The following is a 24,720-nucleotide window of genomic DNA, read 5'->3' as shown; positions in this document are numbered from 1 at the left end:
CCGCGCCGACCGGTCTCCTCGCCCAGGGCGCGGCGCCCGCGGACCCGGCCGCTCCGGCGCCGGTCGCGGCGCAAACCGGAACCGACGACGCTGCGGCGGCGCCCCGGATCGGCATGGTGACGATGCTGCCGGGCGAGGTGTTCTTCGAGCGCTTCGGCCACAACGCGCTGCTGGTCGACGCGCCCGCGAGCGGACAGGCGATCGCCTACAACTTCGGCTTCTTCGACCCCGGCGAGTCCGACTTCGTCGCCCGCTTCGTCCGCGGCGACATGCGCTACAAGCTCGCGGCGATCCCGTTCAACGACGACCTGCGCTACTACGACCACGTCGGCCGCGGGGTCTCGGTGCAGTGGCTGGACCTGACCCCGGCGCAGGCCAGGCAACTGGCCGACGCGCTGGCGCGCAACGCCCGCCCCGAGAACGCGCGCTACCGCTACGACTACTTCCTCGACAACTGCTCGACCCGGGTCCGCGACGCGCTCGACGGCGCGCTCGACGGCGGTCTCCATCGGCAGTTGCAGGGGCGCTCCCACGGCACCAGCTTCCGCAGCGAGGCGCTGCGCCTGGCGCGTCCAGCGCCGTGGATGTGGCTGGGCTTCGATCTGGGCCTGGGACCGGCCGCGGACGCGCCGCAACCGCTGTGGGGCGAGTCCTTCGTGCCGATGCGTCTGGCCCGCGCGCTGCGCGAGGTGAAGAACCCCGCCACCGGCCGGCCGATCGTCGCCGCCGAGGAACGGCTCCTGCCGCAACGGCTGCCGCCGGAACCGGTCGAACAGTCGATCGCCTGGTGGCCGTGGGCGCTGGCCGGCGTCCTGCTCGCGTTCGCGCTGATCCGGCTGTCGGCCCGCCGCCCGCGCGCGGTCGCCGCATTCGCACTGCCGTTCTGGACCCTGTGCGGCCTGCTCGGCGCGCTGATGCTGTTCATCTGGTTCGGCACCGAGCACCGCTTCGGCTGGGCCAACCGCAACCTGCTGCTGATGAGTCCGTTGTGCTGGTTGTCGCTGCCGGGCGCGTGGCAGGTGCTGCGCGGCCGCCGTCCCGGCGCCTGGCTGCCGCGACTGCTGCTGGTCGTCGCCGCGCTGCCGCTGGCCGCGCTGTTCTTCTACTGGCTCCAGGTCTATCCGCAGCGCAACCTCCACTGGATCGTGCTGCTGGCCCCCGTCCACATCGGCCTGTGGATGGCCTTCCGGCGCATCCGCGGCGACGCCATCGGCGACTGAGGCGGTTGCCCGGCCCCGGAGCAGCGTGCACGATGCGCGCATGCACACCGGCAACCCGCGCTGCGTCGTCAACTGCTCGGCCTACGATCACCGCGGCCAACGTCGCGACATCGTGCTCGACGAGATTGCCGAGGCCATGGCCGACCGCGAGGTCCGCTTCGTCTGGGTCGGCCTGTACCAGCCCGAGGAGGCCCTGCTGGAGCAGCTGCAGGCCACCTTCGACCTGCACGACCTCGCCGTGGAGGACGCCCACAACGCCCACCAGCGCTCCAAGATAGAGGGCTACGGCGGCTCGCTGTTCATCGCCCTGCGCACCGCCCAGCGCGTCGACGACGCAATCGGCTTCGGCGAGACCCAGATCTTCGTCGGCGAGCGTTACTTCATCACCGTCCGCCACGGCGCCTCGATCAGCTACGCGCCGGCCCGCGCACGCATGGAGCGCGAGCCCGAACTGCTGCGCCACGGCCCCGGCGCGGCGCTGTACGCGGTGCTCGACATGATCGTCGACAACTACCAGCCGATCGTCGACGAATTCGACACCGAGCTGAACCTGCTGGAGCGCGACATCCTCGGCGAGACCTTCCATCCGCGCGTGGTCCGGCGGCTGTACACGCTCAAGCGCGAACTGACCCGGCTGCGGATGTCGGTCTCGCCGCTGCAGGACCTGCTGGGCCAGCTCAGCCGCACCCGCCACGCACTGATCGACGACGACATCCAGCCCTACTTCCGCGACGTCCACGACCACGTGCTGCGGATGAACGAGATCACCGACATGCTGCGCGAGATGCTGACCGCGGCGGTCAGCACCAACCTGTCGCTGGTGACGGTGCAGCAGGGCGAGACGGTCAAGCGGCTCGGCGCCTGGGCGGCCCTGCTGGCCGCGCCGACCCTGATCACCAGTTGGTACGGCATGAACTTCGTGCACATGCCCGAGCTCGACGAGCGCTACGCCTATGCGGCGCTGATCGGCGTCGTGTCGCTGACCAGCTATGCCCTGTACCGGCTGTTCCGTCGCGCCGGCTGGCTGTAGGCGTCCGTCCACGACCTCCACGCGGCTCGCGCAGTGTGATGTTAATCACAATTTCCCAGGCTCTCACCATACGGACCAGTCGGGAAACCGTGATAGGCTCGATCGCAGTGGGCCAAGGAGTGGCCTGTGACCCGTTCCGCAGCCGGTCGTGCCGGGCCTGCGGGTCTGCAACGCAGGGAAGAGTGAGCGAGTGTATGCCGATACACGACCGAGCGATGACGCGGCGATGCGGAGCCACAGCCCCGGCCCTCCAGGCCGTCCCCGAGTCGCCGCCATGCGATGTTGCCCGCCCCGACCGCAGACCGCCTGCGGCGCCGCGACGCACGCCGCGCCCGACGGCCATCCCGGGGCGGCACGATCCTACGCCGAACGAAGCACAGACCAAGGCCCCTGTCATCGCGACCCATCTTCGCGACCGGAGCGATCCGAAATGCGTAAAGCAGTCACCCTGTTGGCGGCCTTCGTCGCCTCCATCCTCATGGTTTCATGCACCGCAGGACCCAGCAGTGCCAAGGAGCAAAATCGCATGTCAGCATCCATGAAAGAGACCAGCACCCCGTTCAGCGATCCGTCGATCCAGCCGTTGGCCGATGCCGTGGCCGCCGGCGATCTCGATCGCATCCGCGAGCTGGCGCCCGCCCACGACCTGTCCACGCAGGGCGAGGACGGCGTCACCCTGCTCGAATGGGCGATCTGGAACCAGCAGCCCGCCGCCCTGGCGACCCTGCTGGAGGTCGGCGCCGATCCGGCCCAGCCGGCCACCGACCAGGACACCGTCGCCCACATGGCGGCGATGGTCGAGGACCCGCAGTACCTGAAGGTCCTGATCGACCACGGCGCACCGGTCGACACGGTCAGCCCGCGTGGCGGCTGGACGCCGGTGTTCCGTGCCGTACAGAGCCGCCGCAACGCGCAGATCGACATGCTGATCGGCGCCGGCGCCGACCTGCAGCGAAAGGATTCGATGGGCAATGGCCTGCTGCACGTCGCCGCCAACGTGAACGACGCCGAGGGCGTACTGCGCCTGCTCAACGCGGGCGTCGATCCCGATGCCGCCAACGGCCGCGGAGAGACCTTCCAGCAGGCCCTGTTCGCCGGCTCCGACGCGCGCCTGAACGCGCCGGCCCGCGCCGCACGGCAGGAAGTCCGCGACTGGCTGAAGGCCAAGGGCATCGCCACGCCCTGAGCCCGCCCGAACCGTAACGTCGATTAACCGACAGGCCCGGATGGCCTGTCACCGCAAGGAGCTGCGATGAGAGCCCAGCAGGAAACATTCTCTTCCCAACCCGGTCACGGCGACAGCTTCGCCGACCAGATCGCCGGCCGCCAGCCGCACGAGATCGACCGCCAGTTGTCCGCGATCCTGCAGGACAACTACAACTGGACCGACGAGCGTCGCGGTCGCGACTTCGAAGCCTCCAATCCGCCGGAAGGCTGGTCGCGCATGAGCGACGCGGTGCTGCGCGATGCCGGCATCGACCCGAGCCTGCTGCACGACGGCAAGAGCGGCTTTGGCGCCAACTTCTACATCAACGAGCACGACCACGTGGTGCTGGCCTTCACCGGCACCGACGAAGGCCGCGACTGGAAGCACAACCTGCGCCAGGGCCTGGGCCTGCGCGACGCCCAGTACGACCAGGCGATCGCCCTGGCCGGCCAGGCCGAGCGTGCCTACGGCGACAATCTGGTGATCACCGGCCACTCGCTGGGCGGCGGCCTGGCCGCGGCGGCGAGCATGGTCCACGAAGTGCCCGCGGTCACCTTCAACGCCGCCGGCGTCAACGACCGCACCCTGGAGCGCTATGGCTTCGATGCCGACGTGCTCAAGCAGGAAGCCGAGCAGGGCCTGATCCGCAGCTACGCGGTCAAGAGCGAGATCCTGACCCACCTGCAGGAAGACAGCTTCCCGCTGAAGTACGCGATGCCGGACGCGCCCGGCACCCGGATCGAACTGCCGGACCCCGATCCGCTGTCGTTCTTCCAGCGCATCGTGCCGGGCAAGATGCTGATGCACCGGGTCGACCTGCACTACATCGATTCGGTGATGGAGGCCCAGGACGCCGCCGGGTTGTCGGTGCGCCACTCCGACTTCGGCGCCATGCGCTCGGGACAGGACGCCAACTCGCGCCTGGAACGCTTGCTGGCCGGGCAGATCGACCCGTCCACCCAGCAGGCCTGGGACAACGAACGCGCCGCGAACCGCCCCGCGCTGGAGGCGACCCGCAACCAGGACCAGGCGCAGCAGCAACAGGCTGCCGAGCAGGCCGCGATGGGCCGCTGAGCCCGGCAACGCCGGAAACATGGCCGCCGCTCCCCTTCCGGGGGGGCGGCGGTTTCATTTTGCCGGTCGTGCCGACGCTGGCGATCAGGCCAGGCCCGCGGCGAACGCCTCCAGCGCATCGCGACCGACCGGCTCGCCCGCCAGCAGCGGCAGTTGCAGCAGCGGCAGACCCGGAAGCGCCGCGCGCAACTCGTCGATGTAGGCCTGCTCCAGTCGCGCACGCCCGGCAAGGAAGTCGCCGGCGTCGGTGGGCGAACGCTTGTTCACCACCAGGCCGCCCACCGCCACCTTCGAGCGCCGCAACTGCGCCTCCAGCTCGATCGTCTCCAGCACCGGCAGACGTTCGGCGGTCAGCACGATGACGAAGGCGGTGCGGGCGCGGTCGCCGACCACCTCGCGCAGATGCTCGAAGCGACGGCGGCGGCGGTTGAGCTGGCCGCGGATACGGTCGTCTCGGCTGTCGCCCGCGTCCTCGCCGGTGGAGCCGGACGGATGCTTGCCCAGCACCTGCGCGCCGACCGAGTCGTCGCGTCCCAGCCCGCGCAGCAATTCGCCGAAGTGACGGCTGCGCGCCTGCCGATGCAGCATGCCGTCGACCCAGGCCGACATCATCTCCGGCAGCGCCATCAGCCGCGCGGTGTGCCCCGAGGGCGCGGTGTCGAACACCAGCAGATCGTGGCCGCCCTGCCCTTCGTCGAGCCCGCCGTCGAGCCCGACAACCAGCTCGGCGATGCGCTCCAGCAGGGCCGCCTCGTGCATGCCCGGCGTGTCGCGCGACAGCGCCATGTGCTTGTCGACCTCGCCGGCCAGGTGCTCGGGCATCAGCCGGCGCAGGGCGGCGCCGACCTCGTCCAGGTGCGCGCGCGCGGTCTGCTCCGGATCCAGTTCGAGACCGTCCAGGTTCGGCGCCAGTCGCCGCACCCGCGCACCGACCTCGCAGCCCCACAGGTGGCCGAGGTTGTGCGCCGGGTCGGTCGACACCAGCAGCACGCGCCTGCCCTCGTTGGCCATCGCCAGCGCGGTCGCGGCGGCGACCGTGGTCTTGCCGACGCCGCCCTTGCCGCCGACGAACAGCACCCGCCGCGAACGCGCCAGCTCCAGCAGCATCGCGTCGCCTCAGCAGCAGCCGATGTGGTCGAGCGGCGAGCGCTCCATGCCCATCCGCCGATGCCAGTCGTGGAAGCGCTCGTACATTACCGGCATCAACTCCATCGTGTAGCAGGCGGCGGGATTGGGCACACCGAGCGTCTCGGCGAACACCAGCAGCATGAACAGATCGTCCTCGTCGCGTCGGGCGCGGGCGAAGGTCCGCCGGTACGGCGCGACGTAGAACTCCTGCAGTCCGGCCGCGATCCGCGCCAGCGGGGTGTCCTCGCGCGGGCCCTTGTCCGCCATCAGCGCGGCCCCGCCTCGGTCGCCGGCTGGTCGCCGCCGGCGCCGCGCGCCATCGCCACGATCGCCTCCATCGCCACCCACAGCGCCGCGACCAGGATCACGATGTCCATGCCCAGCAGCAGCCAGTTCTGGTCGGCGTAGAACTTGCCCAGCTGGACCAGCAGCGCCATCACCGACATCACCAGCAGGAACACCAGCGGGATCGCGGTGAACCATACCGGGCGCCGCTGCTTGATCAGGATCACCGACAGGATCGCCAGGGTCAGGCCCGCCAGCAACTGGTTGGTGGTGCCGAACAGCGGCCAGATCACCATCCCGCCGGAACCGTCGCCGCCGGCGCCGAAGGCCAGCGCCAGGCAGGTGCCCAGCGCGACCAGGGTCGCCAGCCAGCCCTTCTGCACCGGCTTGACGCCGACGATCTCGGCCGCCTCCTGGACCACGTAGCGCTGCAGGCGCAGGCCGGTGTCCATCGTCGTCGCCGCGAACAGGATCGCCATCACCGACAGGATCGTGCTGCCCAGGCCCGGGTCCAGGCCCAGGCCGTTGGCGAGGATGTTGCCGCCGCCATTGACGAAGGCGACCACGCCGCCGGAGCCGAACTTGTCGTAGATGCCCTGCCACTCGCCGAGGCTGGCGAAGCCGGCGGTACAGGCGATGATCGCGGCCAGCGCCAGCATGCCCTCGCCGATCGCGCCGAAGTAGCCGACGAAGCGGGCGTCGGTCTCCTTGTCCAGTTGCTTGGAACTGGTGCCGGAGGCGACCAACCCGTGGAAGCCGCTGATCGCGCCGCAGGCGATGGTCACGAACAGCAGCGGCACGATCCCCGGCGTCCCCTCCGGAACGTCGGCATTGACCGCCGGCGCGACGATCTCCGGCGCGAAGAACAGGGTCGCCGCGTACATCAGGCCGAGACCGACGAACAGCTGCAGGCCGTTGATGTAGTCGCGCGGCTGCAGCAACACCCACACCGGCAGCAGCGAGGCGATGCCGGCATAGGCGAACAGCAGGATGATCCACTGCGCCTTCGGTCCGAATCCGAGCACCGACTCGGGCAGGGTGATCGGGAACGACTGGCCGAGGAAGATCAGCGCGTACAGCACCACCACGCCGATGATCGACGGCCACAGCAGCGGCACCTTGAAGCGGTAGATCGCCTGGCCGATGCACAGCGCCACCACGATCGCGCCCCAGGTCGGGATCACCGAGGCGGGGTTGGCGACCAGCAGGTTGGAGATCACCACCGCGAACGCCGCGTTGACCATCAGCAGCAGCAGGAAGATCACCACCAGGAACAGGTTGCGCGCGCGGTTGCCGATCACGGTGCCGGTCAGGGTGCCGATCGACTTGCCCTTGTTGCGCACGCTGGCCCACAACGCGCCGAAGTCGTGCACGCCGGCGAAGAACACCGTGCCCAGCGTGACCCACAGGAAGGCCGGCAGCCAACCCCAGATCACCGCGATCGCCGGACCGACGATCGGCGCCGCGCCGGCCACCGAGGTGAAGTGGTGGCCCCACAGCACGAACTTGTTGGTCGGGACGAAGTCGACGTCGTCGCGCAGCTCGTGCGCGGGGGTGCGGAAGTCCGGATCGAGCCGGTAGATCTTCTCGGCGATGAACTTCGAGTAGAAGAAGAAGCCGATCGCCATGATGGCGAGGCCGACGATCATTAGCGCGATGGAACTCACGGCATGCCCTCCGTCCGCCCCCGGTCGACCCGGGGCGTCTGGCCCGGAGCATGGAACGTCGAAGGGCGGATTGGAAGCCGAAAACGCCGCCAGAGCGGGCTTTGCGACTAAAGTTGCAGCGATCGAGGCGCGTTTTTTGCGCCGCAACACGAGGCGTCCGGACCGGCTCCGGACGCCGCTTCAACCCGCCACGGTCAGCCTGCCACGACCCTCAGCATCTGTCCGGTCAGGTAGGCGCAATAGGTGCCCAGCGCATAGCCCAGCACCGCCAGCAGCACGCCGACCGGCGCCAGCGCCGGATGGAACGCGCTGGCGACCACCGGCGCGGAGGCGGCGCCGCCGACATTGGCCTGCGAGCCGACCGCCATGAAGAACAGCGGCGCCCGGATCAGCTTGGCCATGATCAGCAGCAGGCCGGCGTGCACGCTGATCCAGATCAGGCCCAGCCCAAACAGTCCTGGCTTGTCGAGCAACGCGCCGATGTCCATGTGCATGCCGATCGTCGCCACCAGCACGTACAGCATCGCCGAGCCGACCCTGGAGGCGCCGGCGCCCTCCAGCGAGCGGGCTCGGGTGAAGCTCAGGCCCAGGCCGATCGTGGTCGCGAACACCACCATCCAGAAGAAGCCCGAATCCAGACTGTAGTCTTCCAGATTCCAGTTCTCGGGCAGGCCGCCGATCCAGGCGACCATCGGCTCGGCCAGGAAATGCGACAGACCGGTCGCGCCCAGGCCCACGGCCAGGATCACCATCAGGTCGGTCAGCGAGGGAATCCGCGAGTGCTCGGCCTGGTAGGTTTCGATCCGCCGCTTCATGTCCTCGATCGCCGAGGTGTCGGCACCGGTCCAGCGGTCGAACGCCTCCGAGCGCGCGGCCAGGAACAGCAGCACCGCCATCCACAGGTTGGCGACCAGCACGTCGACCGCGACAAACTGGCCGAACATGTCCGGATCGAATTTATCGACCTCGAACACCTCCTTCATCGCCGCCTGGTTGGCGCCGCCGCCGATCCAGCTGCCGGCGACCGTGGTCATCCCGCGCCAGGTGTCGCCGGCCACCGTCTCCGGATGGATCACGCTCATCGCACCGAACGCGACCAGCGCACCGAGCATCACCCCGACGGTGCCGGTCAGGAACATGATCACCGCCTTCGGCCCCAGGCGCAGGATCGCGCCCAGGTCGATCGCGATGCACAGCAGCACCAGCGCACTGGGCAGCATGTAGTCGCGCGCCATCACGTACAGCGTCTTGTCGTTGCCGTCGATCAGGCCGATGCTGTTGTACACCGCCGGGATCAGATAGCACAGCAGCAGGGCCGGCACGTAGGTGTAGAACTTCTTCCAGAAGCCGTCGGGACGCGACGCGGTCCAGAAGATCGCGCCGAGGGTGACGGCCAGCAGGCCCATCACGACGGCGTCGTTGGTGATCAGCGCGGTGCTGGCGGAAGGATCGGTGGCTGCGGCCATGGGAACTCCGGTACGACGGATGGTGCGTCCCGTCGGGCGACGGGACGGCGCGGGTAACGGCTTACTGGCCGATGTGCTGCTTCAGCCAGCCGTTGACCGTGTCGTGCCATTGCACGCTGTTCTGCGGCTTGAGCACCCAGTGGTTCTCGTCCGGGAAGTACAGGAACTTCGACTCGATGCCCTGGCGCTGCAGCGCGGTGAACGCGGCGATGCCCTGCTCGACCGGGATGCGGTAGTCGAGCTGGCCGTGCACGATCAGCATCGGCACCCGCCAATCCTCGACGTGGTTGACCGGGTTGAACTTCTCGTAGCCGGCGGGATTGGCGTACGGAGTGCCGCCGTTCTCCCACTCGGTGAACCAAAGCTCCTCGGTGGCGTAGCCCATCATCCGCTGGTCGAACACGCCGTCGTGATTGACCAGGCACTTCCAGGGCTGGTTCCAGTTGCCCGCGATCCAGTTGATCATGTAACCGCCGTAGCTGGCGCCCAGCGCGCAGGCGCGGTCGCCGTCGAGGAAGGCGTACTTCTGCTGCGCCGCGGCCCAGCCCTTCTGCAGGTCCTCCAGCGGACGGTCGCCCCAGTGGCCACTGATCGAATCGGTGAACGCCTGGCCATAACCGGTGGAGCCGTGGAAGTCGATCATCACCACCGCGTAGCCCTGGCCGGCATAGGTCTGCGGATTCCAGCGGTAGCTCCAGCCGTTGCCGAAACTGCCCTGCGGACCGCCGTGGATGATGAAGGCGACCGGATAGGTCTGGCCCTCGGCGTAGTTCCACGGCTTGACCACGTAGCCGTACACGGTCTCGTCGTTCCAGCCCTTGAAGCTGAACTGTTCGAAGTCGCCGAATTTCACCTCCGGCAGCATCTCGCCGGCGTCCGGGGTGATCGCACGCAGTGCCGCCGCATCGGTGCCGGTGGTGAGGATCACGTTGCCGCTCTTCAGGCTGGCGCGGGTGAAGGCCAGGGTCGGCCCGGCCAGCTGCACCGACGACACGCTGCCGTCGCCGACCAGCTTGCGCGGTTCGCCGCTGGCGATGTCGACCGCGTACAGCGGATGCTCGCCCAGTTCCTGCACCGCGGTGTAGATCGTCGCGCCGTCCGCCGACAGGGTGATGCCGCCAGCGGAGCGGTCCCAGTCCGGCGCGATCTCGCGGGTGGTGCCGCTGGCCATGTCCATCGCCATCAGGCCGAAGCGGTCGGCTTCGAAGCCCGGGCGCTTCATCGCCTGGTAGTACAGCGTGGCGCCATCGGCGCTGAAAGTCGCGCCGGTGTCCCAGGCCTTGTTGGTCGCGGTCAGGTTCTTCGCCCGGCCGCTGCCGTCGGCGTTGACCTGGTAGAGGTCGAAATTGGTCGACCACGGTTCCTCGCGATCGGCCAGTCGCGCGCTCAGCACCAGCGACTGTCCGTCCGGCGCCCAGGTGTACTCGCTGCTGTCGCCGAACGGCTTCGACGGCACGTCGCCGACCACGTCGGCACCCACCAGGGTCGCGGTCTTCGCCGGCGCATCGCCCAAGCGGGCGACGAACACGCGGTTGAGACGGCCGTCGTTCCAAGTGTCCCAGTGGCGGATGAACATGCGGTCGAACACCACCCCGCTCTGCTTGGACGCGCCGCGCTCGTCCAGGCGCGTCTTGTTGCAGGCCAGGTCGCCGGCACAGTCGGGGAAGGCCTCGGCGTTGAAGGCGACGCGGCCGCCGTCCGGCGAGATCCGGAAGCCGCCGACATCGACCGGGAAGTCGGTCAGCTGGCGCGGCTGGCCGCCGGCCACGTCGATCGCGTACAGCTGCGAGGAGCCGGACTTGCCGCTGAGGAAGTAGACCTTGCGACCGTCCGGCGAGAACGCCGGCGAGTTGACGCTCCAACCCTCCGGGGTCAGCCGTTTCGGCGGCGCCGCGTCGCGCGCGAACAAGTCCTCGATCCACAGGCTGCTGCTGGCCTTGTTCGCCTCCAGATCGGCCTCGCGCTTGGCGAACACGATGTGGCGACCGTTCGGCGACAGGGCCGGCGACGAAAAGCGGTCCATCGATGCCATGTCGCGCACGTCGAAGCCGCGCTCGGCGGCGGACGCGGGAAGGCTGGCGGGCAGCGCGGCCGCGATCAGCAGCGGCAGGACGGCGTGGCGAAGGCTCATGAAAGGCTCCAGCAGGGGGGCGAAACGCTCGATGTTAGGGCGCATGGCCGGCGCGGGCAAAGTCCGCAGGCCATGCCACCGAATGCTGCGGCGCAACAGAAAACGCGCGTCGCCGACGCCGGGACCGCCGGCGCGCCACCGCTATACTCGCCGGATTTCCCGCGCCCCGCGCGCGCAATACGGAGCCTGCCGTGACCGCAAGCGCTGCCACCCGCGTCAACACCGACGACTTCCTCGGCCATCCCAAGGGCCTGTTCGTCTGCTTCTTCACCGAGATGTGGGAGCGCTTCTCCTTCTACGGCATGAAGGCACTGCTGCTGCTGTACATCCTGAAGTACCACCTGTTCGGCGACGACGCCGGCTACGACCTGCTCGGCGCCTACGGCGGCCTGGTCTACGCGGTGCCGGTGATCGGCGGCCTGCTCGCCGACCGCTACCTGGGCATGCGCAAGGCGGTGCTGCTGGGCGGCGTGCTGCTGGTGCTGGGCCACATCGGGATGGCGTTCGAGGGCGAGCAGGCCAGGATGGTCGCCGGCAAGGTCGTCCGCGACGAGGGCGCGCTGCAGGTGTTCTACCTGTCGCTGGCGCTGATCATCATGGGCGTGGGCTTCCTGAAGCCGAACATCTCGACCATCGTCGGCAAACTGTATGCCGAGAACGACCCGCGTCGCGATTCGGGCTTCACCCTGTTCTACGCCGGCATCAACGTCGGTGCGCTGTTCGCCTCGCTGATCTGCGCCTTCCTCGGCGAGACCTACGGCTGGAGCTACGGCTTCGGCGCCGCCGGCATCGGCATGCTGGCAGGCCTGGTGATGTTCGTGTGGGGCCAGAAGTACCTGCACGGCCATGCCGAACCCAACGACCCGGCCAAGCTGGCCCACCGCGTCGGCCCGCTGTCGCGCGAGTGGTGGATCTACCTGGGCAGCCTCGGTGGCGTGGCGGTGGTCTGGCAGCTGATCCAGCGCACCTGGACGGTGCACTCGGCGATGCACGTGATCGCGCTGCTGCTGCTGGTGTGGTTCATCTGGTTCCTGGTCACCCAGTGCAACAAGGTGCAACGCCAACAGATGATCACCCTGGTGCTGCTGATCTTCGGCGTGCTGATCTTCTTCACTCTGTACGAACAAACCTACGGTTCGTGGGTGACCTTCACCGACCGCCTGCTGACCAAGGACATGTTCGGCCTGTCCGACAACGGCTACGTACCGGCGCTGCCGTGGGCGGTGTATTCGCTGGCCGCCAGCCCGCCGCTGATGATCGCCGCGCTGATGGCCAGCGACCGCGGCCGCGGCGATGTCGCCAAGGGCCTGGTGGTGCTGATGGTGATCGGCCTGTTCGTGGCGATCGCCCACGACATCGTGCTGGTCAAGCAGACCGCCGGCTCGCTGACCTTCCTTGGTGCGTTCTTCATCGTGGTGCTGGCGCCGATCTTCTCCTGGCTGTGGCCGTGGCTGGACAAGCGCGGGCTCAACCCGAGCAAGCCGGCCAAGATGGGGATCGGCCTGATCTTCGCCGGCCTGGCCTTCGTGCCGATGCTGATGGCCGCGCAGCACGCCGGCAGCAGCGGCGCGATGGCCAGCGTGTGGTGGCTGGTGCTGGCCTACTTCGTGCTGGAGATCGGCGAGATGTGCCTGTCGCCGATCGGCCTGTCGGCGGTGACCCAGCTCTCGGTCGCTCGCGTGGTCGGGCTGATGATGGGCGCGTTCTGGCTCGCCACCGCCTATTCGGAGGTGCTGGCCGCGCAGTTCGGCAAGCTCGCCTCGCTGGAGATCGCCGAGGGCGCCGCGATCGACATGGCCGAAGCCGCCGGCAAGTACGGCGAACTGTTCTGGCTGATGGTCTGGATCGGCATCGGCTCGGGCATCGTGTTCCTGGTGCTGACCCCATTGGCCCGACGCTGGATGCATGGGGTGAAGTAAACCTCCGCCCGGCACCACATGCGACAACGGCGCCCTTGGGGCGCCGTTGTCGTTTGCATCGCTGCGTCAGCGGACGCTCACTTGCCGGTGTCGGCGGCGCCCCCGGCCGCGGCCGTCGCGACCTCGCCGCCGAGGTGCCGGGCCAGGAATGCCAGCAAGCCTGTGTAGTACTCGCGCTTGTTTTCTTCCTTGTAGAAGCCGTGGCCCTCGCCGCTGAAGTAGCTCGCCTCGACTGCAACCCCCGCCTCCTTGAGCGCCTTTTCCATCAGTTCGGTGTGCTTGGGCGGCGCGACTTCGTCCTCCTTGCCCGCAGCCAGGAACACCGGCACCTTGATCCTCTGCGCGATCCGGTTCGGGGACGCCGCGGCCAGCGCCGCGGTGTCATCGCCCACCCAGTCCCGCGACCAGTTGCCCAGGCGACGGTTGTTGCTCGCATCCTCGCCCTGCATGACCGGCAGATCGTAAACGCCTACATAGCCGGCGGCGCACCGATACAGATCCGGCTCCTTGGCCACGCCCATCAATGACGCATAAGCGCCGTAGCTGGCGCCGTACAGGCAGATCCGCGCGGGATCAGCGTGTCCCTGCTCGATCGCCCAGCGGGTCGCGTCGGTGAGGTCGTCCTGCATCGCCAGTCCCCACTGCCTGACGCCTGCCTGCTCGAACGCCTTGCCGTAGCCCTGGGAACCGCGGAAATTCACCCGCAGAACCGCATAGCCCGCATCGGCAAGCAACTGTACTTCCGGGTCGAAACCCCAAGTGTCGCGCACATAGTAGGGCCCGCCGTGCGGCAATACGATCGTCGGCAGCCCCCGGCCATCGCTGCCCCTGGGCACGGTCAGGTAGCCGTGCAGTTGCAGGCCGTCGCGAGCCGGAATGGTCACCGGCCGAGTGGCCGCCATCGCGGCCGGATCGATCCATTGCGCGCGGCTCAGAACGTGCTCGGCCTTCTTCTCGACGGTGTCGTAGAGGAAGTAGTCGCCCGGCGAGGTATCGCTCCAGACCGCGGCAAGGACATAGCGGTCGTCGTCGCTGCGGGAGGTGATTACCACCGCCTGCCCCTGGAATGCCGCCTCCAGGCTCTTGTACAGGCGGGCCTCAGTGGACTGCGGATCGAAGAACACCGTGCGAGGCCTGCCGTCCATGTACATCACACCGACAGGCTCGTGCGAGTTGTTCCGGTAGATGACCCGGTACGGATCGACCCGGTCATCACGTGCCAGCTCGCGCGCGTCCGTCCAGTTACCGACGTCGTAGGCCACGATCGCGTCGGGTCCGCGGGCGCGCTCGGCCCGGAAATAGGCCAGGCTGTTGTCGCGGGAAAAGCCCAGGGGCGACTCGATCAGACGGGTCACGGCCTCGTCGCGTATCAGCTCCCAGTCGGCGCCTGACGCAGCCCGGTAGTAGAGCTTGCTGACGTTGTCGACGCCGGCACCGAGGGCGAAGCGCACCTCGCCTTCGTTGTCGGTGGTCAAGGTCGCGTTGCGCACCGGCGATGTCGCGATCTTGCTGCGCCTGCCGGTGTTGACGTCCAGGCGGTCGGCGCGCGTGTAGGGGTTCTCGTTGAACGGGGTGGCCGACACCACGACATAGGTATCGTCCTCGGGCAGGTCGTCGACCAGGAATGCCGCGACGCGCTCGACCTTCTTGGGCTGGATGCGGGTTCCCAGCCCGTTGCCGCCGACCGACTGCCCCACCAGGATCTCGGGGTTGCTGCCATCGGCATCGATCGCATACAGGTTCCCGTCCGCAAGCGGCTGCGCCAGCAACCCGAACTTCTGGGCGGTGCTGATCACCACCCGCTCTGGATTCACCCAGTCGAAGTCGATCACGTGTTTGTTCCGCTCCAGGGTGAAACTGCCGGTCACCTCGCCCGTCTCTCGGCTGAGGATCGCCAGCGAAGTCCTGTCCTCCTGCAGCACGGTCGCGGCGTAGTAGTCGCCGTTCGGGGATATCTTGATGTCCGAAAAACTGTCGCGCTTGATGTAGTTGTCGACATCGACGGCCTGGGCATCGGCCATGCCGCACAACGTCGCCGCACCGGCGATCGCGGCAGCAAGAATGAGCTTGTTCATCCGACTCTCCGTTTACGCGGCCGGCACAGTCCCCCTGCTTCAGCCACCCAATTGATCCAGTCTCCTGACCATGATCGTGCCGTCGCGACGGCGAGGGCGCCATCCGCGTGGCCGGCGGTCCTGTCGCCGACCCGGTCGCCACGACCGGTCGGTTCCAGTCTAGCCGCGGCGCCCATGCGACGCACGGCGGGGTCGGGGCGGGTCGATGGCGTCCGCCGGACCCGGGCCGCGTCAGAGCGGATCGTGCGCCGACAGGGTCCGCACCAGGGCGTCTTGCCACCGCGGCAGTTCGATCCCGTAGCGCTCGGTCAGGCGCCGCGTGTCCAGCACCGAATAGGCCGGACGACGGGCTGGGGTCGGGTACTCGGCGGTGCTGATCGGGATGACTTTCGGTGCCTGCCCGATACGCCCGCTGGCGACGCCGAGCCGCATGATCTCGCTGGCGAACTCCTGCCAGTTGCATTCGCCGGTGCAGGTCAGGTGCAACAGCGCCGACGGCCCCACGCCATCGGCGAGGATTCGCGCGCTGACGTCGGCGATCAGCCAGGCCGGGGTCGGGCTGCCGACCTGGTCGGCAACCACGCGCAACTCATCGCGCTCGCCGGCCAGGCGCAGCATCGTGCGCAGGAAGTTGTGCCCATGCAGGGCATGGACCCAGGCGGTTCGCAGGATCAGGTGTCCGGCGCCGCTGGCCTGGACCGCCAGTTCGCCGGCCAGCTTGCTCTCGCCATAGACACCCAGTGGCGCGGTCGGGTCGTCCTCACGGTAGGGCCGCGTGCCCTGCCCGTCGAACACGTAGTCGGTCGAATAATGCAGCAGCGGGATGCCGGCCGTCGCGCAGGCGGCCGCCAGCGCCGCCGGTGCCTCGGCATTGATCCGGAACGCCAGCTCGCGCTCGCTCTCGGCCTTGTCGACCGCGGTGTAGGCGGTCGCATTGACCACGGCGTCGGGCCCGACCCGATCGACGACGGCAGCGATCGCCTCGAGGTCGGACAGATCCAGCGGCAGTGCCGCGCCCGACCCCGCTTCCAGGCGCCCATCGCGGGTGGTGACGATCAGTTCCCCCAGCGGCGCCAGGCTGCGCCGCAGTTCGCGGCCGAGCTGGCCGTTGCCTCCCAGCAGCAGCAGCTTCATGGCACGAACAACGGCAGCCGTTCCTCGGCGACGTCCTTCAGAAACGGCGCGCGTGCGTCCTTCTCCGACAGTTGCGGCGCACCGACCGGCCAGTCGATCGCCAGGTCCGGATCGTCCCAGCGGATGCCGGCATCGGCCTCGCGGTCGTAGGTGGCGGTGCACAGATAGGTGAACACGGCGCGCTCGCTGAGGGTGACGAAGCCGTGGGCGAAGCCCTCGGGAATCCAGAAGTGGCGTTTGTTCTCCGCGCTCAGATGCACCGCGGCCCAACGCCCGAAATGCGGCGAGCCGCGACGGATGTCGACGGCCACGTCCCAGACCTCGCCCTCGATCACCGACACGTACTTGCCCTGCGGCCGTGGCCACTGATAGTGCAGTCCGCGCAGCACGCCCTGACTGGAGGAGGACACGTTGCCCTGCACGAACGCGGGCCTCAGCCCGTGCTCGGCCAGCTTGTCGTGGTTGAACGACTCGAAGAAGAAGCCGCGCGCATCGCCGAACACCTGCGGCTCGATCACCAGGCAGCCGGGCAGACCGGTCTCGATCACCTTCATGGCACGAACCCTCGCTTGGTCAGCCCCAGCAGATATTCGCCGTAGCCGTTCTTGGACAGCGGACGGGCCAGCTCGGCCAGCTTGTCGTCGTCGATCCAGCCGTTGTTCCAGGCGATCTCCTCGGGGCAGCAGACCCGCAGCCCCTGCCTCGCCTCGATCGTCTCGATGTAGTTGCACGCTTCCAGCAGCGATTGGTGGGTGCCGGTGTCGAGCCACGCATAGCCGCGGCCAAGCTGCTCCAGATGCAGCGAGCCCTCGTCGAGATAGCGCTTGTTGAGATCGGTGATCTCCAGCTCGCCGCGCGGCGAGGGCTTGAGGTCGGCAGCGATGTCGCTGGCGCGGCCATCGTAGAAATACAGACCGGTGACCGCGTAGTTGGAGCGCGGCTGGCTCGGCTTCTCCTCCAGGCTGACCACCCGGCCCTGGCCATCGAACTCGGCCACGCCGTAACGCTCCGGATCGCGCACCCAGTAGCCGAACACGGTCGCGCCCTGCTCGCGGGCGTCGGCACGCTTGAGCATCGCAGTCAGTCCGGGGCCATGGAAGATGTTGTCGCCCAGCACCAGGCAGCTGGGCTGACCGGCCAGGAACTCGCGTCCGATCAGGAACGCCTGCGCCAGCCCATCCGGGCTGGGCTGCACCGCGTACTCCAGGTTCATGCCCCACTGCGAGCCGTCGCCGAGCAGACTGCGGAACAACGGCTGCTCGTGCGGGGTGTTGATGATCAGCACATCGCGGATGCCCGCCAGCATCAGCACGCTGAGCGGGTAGTAGATCATCGGCTTGTCGTAGACCGGCAACAGCTGCTTGCTGATGCCCTGGGTGATCGGATACAGACGGGTGCCGGAACCTCCGGCGAGGATGATGCCCTTGCGTGCCATGCGTACTCCCTCAGCCCTGGCCGATGCGTTCGAGACGGTAGCTGCCATCGAGCACGCGTTGCACCCACGGCTGGTTGTCCAGATACCAGTCGACGGTCTCGGCGATACCGCGCTCGAAGGTGTATCGCGGCTCCCAGCCCAGCTCGTTCTTCAGCTTGCTGGCATCGATCGCGTAGCGGCGATCGTGGCCCGGACGATCGGCGACGAAGGCGATCTGGCTCTCGCGCGGCTTGCCATCCTCGCGCGGACGACGTTCGTCGAGCAAACGGCAGATGGTCTTCACCACCTCGATGTTCTGCTTCTCCGAGTTGCCGCCGACGTTATAGGTTTCGCCGATGCGTCCCCGCTCCAGCACGGTACGGATGGCCTCGCAGTGGTCGCGCACGAACAACCAGTCGCGCACCTGTCTGCCGTCGCCGTAGACCGGCAGCGGTTCGCCGGCCAGGGCCCTGGCGATCACCAGCGGGATCAGCTTTTCCGGGAAGTGGTACGGCCCGTAGTTGTTCGAGCAGTTGGTGGTCAGTACCGGCAGACCGTAGGTGTGGTGGAAGGCGCGCACCAGGTGGTCGGATGCGGCCTTCGACGCCGAATACGGCGAGTTGGGCGCGTACGGCGTGGTCTCGCTGAACTTGCCGGTCTCGCCCAGGCTGCCGTAGACCTCGTCGGTGGACACATGCAGGAAACGGAACGCGTCCCGCTCCGCCGGCTCCAACGCCTTCCAGTAATCGCGAGTCTTCTCCAGCAGGCTCAGAGTGCCGACCACGTTGGTCTGCACGAACGCGGCGGGGCCATCGATCGAGCGGTCGACATGGCTCTCGGCGGCGAAATTGATCACCGCATCCGGCCGGTGCTCGGCGAGCAGGCGGGCAACCAGCCCGGCATCGCCGATGTCGCCTTGCACGAACACGTGATTGGGGTCGCCCTCAAGCGAGGACAGCGTGTCCATATTGCCCGCATAGGTCAGCGCATCGAGGTTCACCACCCTGATGCCCTGCGCCACCGCGCCCAATACGAAATTGCCCCCGATGAATCCGGCTCCGCCGGTCACAAGCCAGGTTGGCATCAACTACTCCAATGACTGTCAATTGAAAGGAAATCGGCGCCGATCGCATCCGCCCGTCGTCCGGCGCACAGCACCCGCGGCCGCCCGCCACATTCTGACAGAAACGGAATGCCCTTTATTTTCAACCAGATACAGCCAGTCGCCGGCCATGAAGCCCGACTTTCGTCGGGCATGCGGCCGACCCCAGCCATTGCGTACACACGGTTGCGAAAAGGGCGCTGTCTGCCTGGCCAGGAAGGATAGCCCAAGCTCCGCGGCCGGCGCAGGCAGACGGTCCCAGTCCGTCCACGCGCCCCGCCTCCGCCATGGTGGCGTTCAGATTCGGGCGCGGCGGGCGCGCGAACGAACCCGGCGCCCACCACTGGTATCACCGCCACCCACAAGGCCAGACCCGGGCAACCGTGCCGCAATCGGCCTCTGCTAACCTCCAGCCCCTGCCGGACGCACCATCCCGGACCTTCCACACCACCTGCACAGGGACGTTTCCATGACCATTGGCGAATACACACAGACCTATCGCGGCAAGCCGGTCGTCGATTTCAGGATGGGCGACAAGGCCAGCGATGGCGATGTGGTCTACCGCCTCTACCAGGAGTACGACAGCGAGGAGAGCCAGGACGAGCTGCTTGCCCACCTGTTCTCGCAGGTCGACCCCGGCTCGATCGAAGCGCTGATCATCGGCCCCTGGTCGGAAGCCCACGACGACGGTCCGGAGGGCTATCTCAACGGCCTGATCGCGCGCCGGGACGAGTTGTCCGCGCTGCGCGCCCTGTTCGTCGGCGACATGACCTACGAAGACTGCGAGATCTCGTGGATTATTCAGTGCGGCTACAACCCGTTGCTGGAGGCGTTCCCGCTGCTGCAGTCGCTGCGCATCCGCGGCTCGAGCTCGTTGGAGCTGCGGGCCTTCGAGCACGCGCACCTGCAGGAGCTGGCGATCGAGTGCGGCGGTCTGCCCTCGACCCTCGTCGAGGCGATCGCGGGATCGAAGCTGCCGGCCCTGCGCCACCTGGAGCTGTGGCTGGGCGACGAGAACTACGGCTTCGACGGCGAGCTGGCGACCTACCAGCGCCTGCTGCAGGCGATCGGACCCGAGCGCCTGGATTACCTCGGCCTGCGCGACGCCTGCATCAGCGACGCGCTGGCGACCTGGCTGGCGACGCAGCCGTGGCTGGGTTCGCTGAAGGTCCTCGACCTGTCGCTGGGCACGATCGGCGACACCGGTGCACAGGCACTGGTGGAGAGCGCCCACCTGGGCGGCATCGAGCGGATCGACCTGAGCCATCACTACATCTCGGCGGCATGGCAGCAGAAGCTGCAGGCGCTTCCCTGCACGGTCGTGCTCGACGATCCCGAGGAGGAGGACGACGGCGAGCGCTATGTCGCGGTCGCCGAATAGGCCGTGAGCGGCAGCGCCCGCTGGTTGCTGATCGGCCCGCGTTCCAGTCGCAGGATCGCGGGCATGCAGGCGGCGCTGCGCGCACGCGGACTGCCTGCCGCGGTGGTCGTCGACTACGCCGACCTGCTGACCGCTGCCATCCGGCTGGAGACGGTCCTCGCCGGGCATCCCGACGCCCTGGTCAAGCTCGAGTCGCCCGGCGAAGCCCCGGCCCTGCATGACGCGCTGGTGCGGCGCGGCTGGGAGCTGGCCGGCGGACCGGGCGCACCGCCGGCGCCACTGCAACACGGTGAACTCGCCCATCAGCAGTACTGGTCTGCCGGCTTCACCGCCGTGCTGGCGGCGATGCCCGCCGACGCCCGCTACCTCAATTCCCCGGCGGAGCTGTCGCTGATGACCGACAAACTGGCCTGCCAGCAGCGGCTGGCCGACGCGGGCGTCGAGGTGCCGCCATTGTTCGGCGCCATCGCCGGCCATGACCAGCTGCACAGCCGGCTCGACACGCACGCCTGCGACAGCGTCTTCATCAAGGCCCGTTATGGCTCATCGGGGGCCGGCGTGCTGGCCTACCGGCGTAATCGGGCCGGCCGCGAGGTCGCGACCGGCCCGATCGAGCTGGTCGTCGACGGTGGCCGCACGCGGCTGTTCAACTCGTTGCGCCAACGTCGTTACGAGGACCGCGCGCAGATCGCCCGCCTGGTCGATGCGCTCGCGCACCAGGGCGCCTATGTCGAACGCTGGATTCCCAAGCCCACCGTCCCCGACGCGGAGGGCGGCCATTTCGACATCCGCGCGGTCGCGCTCGATGGTCGCCCCCGCCAGCGCATCGCCCGCTGCTCGCGCGGGCCGCTGACCAACCTGCACCTGGGCAACCGGCGCCTGCCCGTTGACGCCTGTCTGGACCCGCGCGGACAGGGCAGCCTCGAGAGCGCCGTGGCCCGCGCCGCCGCCGCATTCCCGTCCAGCCGGATGATCGGCTTCGACCTCATCGTCCGCGGTCCCCGCGCCTGGGTGCTGGAGGCCAACGGTTTCGGCGACCTGCTGCTGGACGTGCGCCACGACGGCCGCAGCGTCTACCAGGACCAGGCCCGTCTCGGCCTGCGCACGGCGCCGCGCTCGCTCGGCGAGCCTGCCCATGTCTGACATCGCCCTGCCCGACATGAATGCCGTGATCGGCAGCCACGACGTCGTGCTGCTGACCCTGGACACCCTGCGCTTCGACGCCGCCCAACGCTGCTTCGAGCGCGGCGAGCTGCCGGTGCTGGCGCCGCACCTGCCGGCGGACGGCTGGGAGCGCCGGCACACGCCAGGCAGCTTCACCTATGCCGCCCACGCGGCGTTCTTCGCCGGGTTCCTGCCGACCCCGGCGCGGCCGGGGCCGCATCCGCGCCTGTTCGCGCTGGAATTCGAAGGCAGCGAGACCACGTCGGCGCACACCCACGTATTCCGCGACTGCGACAACATCGTCGCCGGCTTCCGTCGCGCCGGCTATTGGACGCTGTGCATCGGCGGCGTCGGTTTCTTCAACAAGCGCAATCCGCTGGGCTCGCAGTTGCCGTCGCTGTTCGAGGAAAGCCACTGGCGGCCGGAATTCGGGGTGGTCGCGGCGGATTCGACCGAACGCCAGGTCGAACTGGCCTGCGAACGCCTGGACAGCCCGCAACTGGCCGGCAGGCGCTGCTTTGTCTTCATCAACGTATCCGCGCTGCACCAACCCAACCGGCACTATCTCGACGGTGCCGTCCACGACGATTTCGAAAGCCACTGCGCCGCGCTGCGCCATGTCGACGCGGCGCTGGCGCCGTTGCTGCGGGCGTTGCGGCGGCGCAGCCCGGCCTTCGTGATCGCCTGCTCCGACCACGGCACCGCCTACGGCGAGGACGGCTTCCACGGCCACCGCCTCGCCCACGAGGTGGTGATGACCGTGCCGTACGCGCATTTCTTCCTATCGCCATGACCACGCCACCGCTCGCCGACCTGCTGCGCCTGCCGCCCTACCAGGCCTACTCGTACTCCTATCCGCACAAGACCGCCTACCGCCCGCTCGAACCGGCGCGACCACTGTCGGCGATATGGGCCGGCGAACGCCGCGACGCCCTGTTCCTGTACCTGCACATCCCGTTCTGCTCCTACCGCTGCGGCTTCTGCAACCTGTTCGCCCTGGCCCGCCCCGACGCGGCCCGGGTCGAGGCCTACCTCGACCAGATGGAGCGGCAGCTGGAGGCGACCACGACCGCGCTGGACCAACACCGCTTCGTGCGATTCGCTCTGGGCGGCGGCACCCCGACCTATCTCGATGCGTCGCAGCTGCGGCGCGTCTTCGGCATGGTGCGCACGCACGCCTCAATCGACCTGCACGCGATACCCGCCGGCATCGAGGCCTCGCCGGAGACGATCGACGCGGAGAAGATGCGGGTCTGCCGCGAGGCCGGCGTCGATCGGATCAGCATGGGCGTGCAGAGCTTCAGCGACGTGGAGGTGCGCGCGCTGGTGCGTCCTCAGCAGCGCGACGTGGTCGATCGCGCCATCGCCGCGATCCGCGAGGCCGGGTTCCCGACCCTGAACCTGGATCTGATCTACGGCATCGAAGGACAGAGCGTGGCCAGCTTCCTGACCTCGATCGACACCGCGCTGGCCTACCGTCCGGAGGAGTTGTACCTGTATCCGTTGTACGTGCGCCCGGTGACCGGTCTGGGACGCATCGCCGGCAAGGAAGGCAAGACCGGATTCCGGCTGCAACCGGAGCCGCTGGACGAGCGCCTCGACCTGTACCAAGCCGGCCGCGACCATCTGCTTGCTGCCGGCTATACCCAGGTGTCGATGCGGATGTTCCGTGCGCCGCATGCGGTCGACGCCGACGGTCCGGTCTACTGCTGCCAGAGCGACGGCATGGTCGGGATCGGCTGCGGCGCACGCTCGTATACCACCCACCTGCATTATTCGAGCGAGTACGGGGTCAGCCGGCGCTCGGTGGCCGAGATCCTCGACGACTACCTCGCCCGCGACGGTGCGTCCTTCGCCCGGGCCGACTACGGCATCGCCCTGGACCTGGACGAACGTCGTCGCCGTCACGTGATCCAGTCGCTGCTGATCCAGCCGGGCCTGGACCGCGAGGACTACCGACAGCGCTTCGGCAGCGACTGTCTGGACGACCTGCCGCAGCTGCGCGACCTGCTGGAACTGGGCCTGGCGCGCTTCGACGCCTCGCGGCTGGCGCTCAACGACGCCGGCATGGCCCGCTCCGACACCATCGGGCCGTGGCTGGTGTCCGACCCGGTCGCCACGCTGATGCGCGACTACCGTGTCGGCTGACGCGCCAATCGAGGCGAGCATGCACCTGAGCGTGCTCTATCGCGGGCGCCTGAGCAGTTGCAATTACGACTGCGGCTACTGCCCGTTCGCCAAGACCTACGACGACCGCGAGACCCTGCGCCGGGACGCCGAGGAACTGGCGCGCTTCGTCTCATGGGCGGAGCGGGCGCGGCACCCGCTGTCGGTCCTGTTCACGCCCTGGGGCGAAGGACTGGTCCGGCGCCACTACCGCGACGCCATGGTCAGACTGAGCCGTCTGCCGCACCTGCGCCGGGTCGCGATCCAGACCAACCTCTGCGTCGGCCTGCGCTGGCTGGACGAGGCCGATCTCGACGCGCTGGCGCTGTGGTGCACCTATCACCCGGACCAGGTCGACCGCGACGCCTTCCTCGGCCGCTGCCGCGAGCTGGACCGCCGTGGCGTCCGCTACAGCGTCGGCATGGTCGCGATGCGCGAGCACCTGGACGAGATCGAGGCGATGCGCGCCGGTCTCCCCGCACACGTGCCGCTCTGGCTCAACGCCTACGACGAGCGCCCGCCGGGCTACTACTCGGCGGCGGAGGTCGAACGGCTCGCTCTTATCGACCCGCACTTCCGCTACAACCTCGACCCGGCGCCGAGCCTGGGCGCGCCCTGTTGGACCGGTGAGAACGTGATATCGGTCGACGGCAACGGCGAGGTCAGGCGCTGCCACTTCGTATCAGAACGGCTGGGCAACCTGTACGACGGCTCCTTCGCCGCCGGCCTGCGCGAACGCGCCTGCCCGAACGCCTGCTGCGACTGCTACATCGGCTACGTCCACCGCAAGGACCTGCCGTTCCAGGCCGAGTTCGGCCGCGGGCTGCTGGAACGCATTCCGCTGCGGCAGGCCTGGGCCATGCCCGCGGCGGCGGCGGGGCGCTGAGCGACGCAACTGCCGCCATGGCACGGTCCTTGATAGACCCGATCGGTGGAGGACACGCAACGGCGGCGCCGACGTCTACTCCGGCACGTCGGTGGCCCGGTCTCAGCCACCGGGGAATACAGAAAGGGCCCGCACCTGGCGGGCCCTTCCGGGAGCAACGCTAGCTCAGCCGGTGCCGCGACTCAGAACGGGATGTCGTCGTCGGCGAAATCGTCGGCGAAGTCGTTCGACTTGGCCGGCGGGGCCTCGCGGCGCGGCTGCGCCTCCTGGC

The 24,720-nt window shown here is 68.6% G+C and carries 19 protein-coding genes and 1 pseudogene; 10 read left to right on the top strand and 10 right to left on the bottom strand.

Features of this window, described 5'->3' with window-relative positions; all coding sequences use genetic code 11:
• The 4 genes and pseudogenes from FKV24_RS01765 to FKV24_RS01750 form a co-directional block, all read left to right on the top strand.
• On the top strand, nt 1-1,220 hold a 1,220-nt coding region (locus FKV24_RS01765; RefSeq protein WP_249040868.1), incomplete at its 5' end, for a lipoprotein N-acyltransferase Lnb domain-containing protein.
• A 40-nt stretch (nt 1,221-1,260) separates the two neighbouring features.
• Nucleotides 1,261-2,250 carry a magnesium and cobalt transport protein CorA gene (locus FKV24_RS01760; RefSeq protein ID WP_141480976.1) on the top strand — a complete coding sequence of 330 codons (990 nt, stop codon included), beginning with the start codon at nt 1,261-1,263 and terminating at the stop codon, nt 2,248-2,250.
• Between the two features lie 430 nt (nt 2,251-2,680).
• Nucleotides 2,681-3,436 (top strand): ankyrin repeat domain-containing protein, encoded by a 756-nt coding sequence (locus FKV24_RS01755; RefSeq protein WP_407067500.1) that lies wholly within the window; start codon nt 2,681-2,683, stop codon nt 3,434-3,436.
• Nucleotides 3,437-3,502: 66 nt separating this feature from the next.
• Nucleotides 3,503-4,309 (top strand): annotated as a pseudogene (locus tag FKV24_RS01750) (Tle-like phospholipase domain-containing protein); the annotation flags it as partial.
• A gap of 306 nt (nt 4,310-4,615) precedes the next feature.
• Here FKV24_RS01750 and FKV24_RS01745 read toward each other — a convergent pair.
• The 5 genes from FKV24_RS01745 to FKV24_RS01725 form a co-directional block, all read right to left on the bottom strand.
• Nucleotides 4,616-5,638 carry an ArsA family ATPase gene (locus FKV24_RS01745; RefSeq protein ID WP_141480975.1) on the bottom strand — a complete coding sequence of 341 codons (1,023 nt, stop codon included), beginning with the start codon at nt 5,636-5,638 and terminating at the stop codon, nt 4,616-4,618.
• A 9-nt stretch (nt 5,639-5,647) separates the two neighbouring features.
• Entirely contained in the window at nt 5,648-5,926 is a 279-nt protein-coding gene (locus FKV24_RS01740; protein ID WP_111265790.1) for a cory-CC-star protein, read from the bottom strand.
• Entirely contained in the window at nt 5,926-7,611 is a 1,686-nt protein-coding gene (locus FKV24_RS01735; protein ID WP_111265789.1) for a carbon starvation CstA family protein, read from the bottom strand. Before FKV24_RS01735 ends, FKV24_RS01740 begins: the two co-directional genes overlap by 1 nt.
• 194 nt (nt 7,612-7,805) lie before the next feature.
• Nucleotides 7,806-9,077 (bottom strand): DUF819 family protein, encoded by a 1,272-nt coding sequence (locus FKV24_RS01730; RefSeq protein WP_141480974.1) that lies wholly within the window; start codon nt 9,075-9,077, stop codon nt 7,806-7,808.
• Between the two features lie 61 nt (nt 9,078-9,138).
• Nucleotides 9,139-11,208 (bottom strand): alpha/beta hydrolase family protein, encoded by a 2,070-nt coding sequence (locus tag FKV24_RS01725; RefSeq protein WP_141480973.1) that lies wholly within the window; start codon nt 11,206-11,208, stop codon nt 9,139-9,141.
• 191 nt (nt 11,209-11,399) lie between these two features.
• Here FKV24_RS01725 and FKV24_RS01720 point away from each other — a divergent pair, with 191 nt between their 5' ends.
• Nucleotides 11,400-13,127 carry a peptide MFS transporter gene (locus FKV24_RS01720; protein WP_141480972.1) on the top strand — a complete coding sequence of 576 codons (1,728 nt, stop codon included), beginning with the start codon at nt 11,400-11,402 and terminating at the stop codon, nt 13,125-13,127.
• A 77-nt stretch (nt 13,128-13,204) separates the two neighbouring features.
• On the opposite strand, the gene FKV24_RS01715 is transcribed toward FKV24_RS01720, so the two are convergent.
• The 5 genes from FKV24_RS01715 to rfbB all read right to left on the bottom strand — a co-directional run bounded on the left by FKV24_RS01715 (nt 13,205) and on the right by rfbB (nt 18,834).
• Nucleotides 13,205-15,202 (bottom strand): alpha/beta hydrolase family protein, encoded by a 1,998-nt coding sequence (locus FKV24_RS01715; RefSeq protein WP_141480971.1) that lies wholly within the window; start codon nt 15,200-15,202, stop codon nt 13,205-13,207.
• A gap of 231 nt (nt 15,203-15,433) precedes the next feature.
• The gene (gene rfbD, locus FKV24_RS01710; RefSeq protein ID WP_141480970.1) at nt 15,434-16,336 is read right to left on the bottom strand and encodes a dTDP-4-dehydrorhamnose reductase; all 903 of its coding nucleotides are present in this window, start codon (nt 16,334-16,336) and stop codon (nt 15,434-15,436) included.
• Nucleotides 16,333-16,890 (bottom strand): dTDP-4-dehydrorhamnose 3,5-epimerase, encoded by a 558-nt coding sequence (gene rfbC, locus FKV24_RS01705; RefSeq protein WP_141480969.1) that lies wholly within the window; start codon nt 16,888-16,890, stop codon nt 16,333-16,335. Before rfbC ends, rfbD begins: the two co-directional genes overlap by 4 nt.
• The gene (rfbA, locus tag FKV24_RS01700) at nt 16,887-17,771 is read right to left on the bottom strand and encodes a glucose-1-phosphate thymidylyltransferase RfbA (RefSeq protein ID WP_141480968.1); all 885 of its coding nucleotides are present in this window, start codon (nt 17,769-17,771) and stop codon (nt 16,887-16,889) included. Before rfbA ends, rfbC begins: the two co-directional genes overlap by 4 nt.
• 10 nt (nt 17,772-17,781) lie before the next feature.
• Nucleotides 17,782-18,834, bottom strand: coding sequence for a dTDP-glucose 4,6-dehydratase (gene rfbB, locus FKV24_RS01695; protein WP_141480967.1), 1,053 nt, complete (start codon nt 18,832-18,834; stop codon nt 17,782-17,784).
• Nucleotides 18,835-19,321: 487 nt separating this feature from the next.
• Here rfbB and FKV24_RS01690 point away from each other — a divergent pair, with 487 nt between their 5' ends.
• The 5 genes from FKV24_RS01690 to FKV24_RS01670 are packed head-to-tail and all read left to right on the top strand — an operon-like array spanning nt 19,322 to nt 24,449.
• Complete coding sequence (locus FKV24_RS01690) at nt 19,322-20,233, top strand: STM4015 family protein (protein WP_141480966.1); 912 nt, start codon at nt 19,322-19,324, stop codon at nt 20,231-20,233.
• 27 nt (nt 20,234-20,260) lie between these two features.
• A complete protein-coding gene (locus tag FKV24_RS01685; RefSeq protein WP_141480978.1) occupies nt 20,261-21,376 on the top strand; it encodes an STM4014 family protein in 1,116 nt (371 codons plus the stop codon).
• Complete coding sequence (locus FKV24_RS01680) at nt 21,369-22,190, top strand: STM4013/SEN3800 family hydrolase (protein WP_141480965.1); 822 nt, start codon at nt 21,369-21,371, stop codon at nt 22,188-22,190. The genes FKV24_RS01685 and FKV24_RS01680 overlap by 8 nt, the downstream gene beginning before the upstream one ends.
• Complete coding sequence (locus tag FKV24_RS01675; RefSeq protein ID WP_141480964.1) at nt 22,187-23,545, top strand: STM4012 family radical SAM protein; 1,359 nt, start codon at nt 22,187-22,189, stop codon at nt 23,543-23,545. Before FKV24_RS01680 ends, FKV24_RS01675 begins: the two co-directional genes overlap by 4 nt.
• Before the next feature lie 19 nt (nt 23,546-23,564).
• Nucleotides 23,565-24,449, top strand: coding sequence for an STM4011 family radical SAM protein (locus FKV24_RS01670; protein ID WP_141480963.1), 885 nt, complete (start codon nt 23,565-23,567; stop codon nt 24,447-24,449).
• Nucleotides 24,450-24,720: the final 271 nt, after the last annotated feature.

It is taken from the genome of Marilutibacter maris, assembly GCF_006546735.2.
Taxonomy (GTDB): Bacteria; Pseudomonadota; Gammaproteobacteria; order Xanthomonadales; family Xanthomonadaceae; genus Marilutibacter; species Marilutibacter maris.
This window is presented reverse-complemented; position numbering and strand designations above follow the sequence as displayed.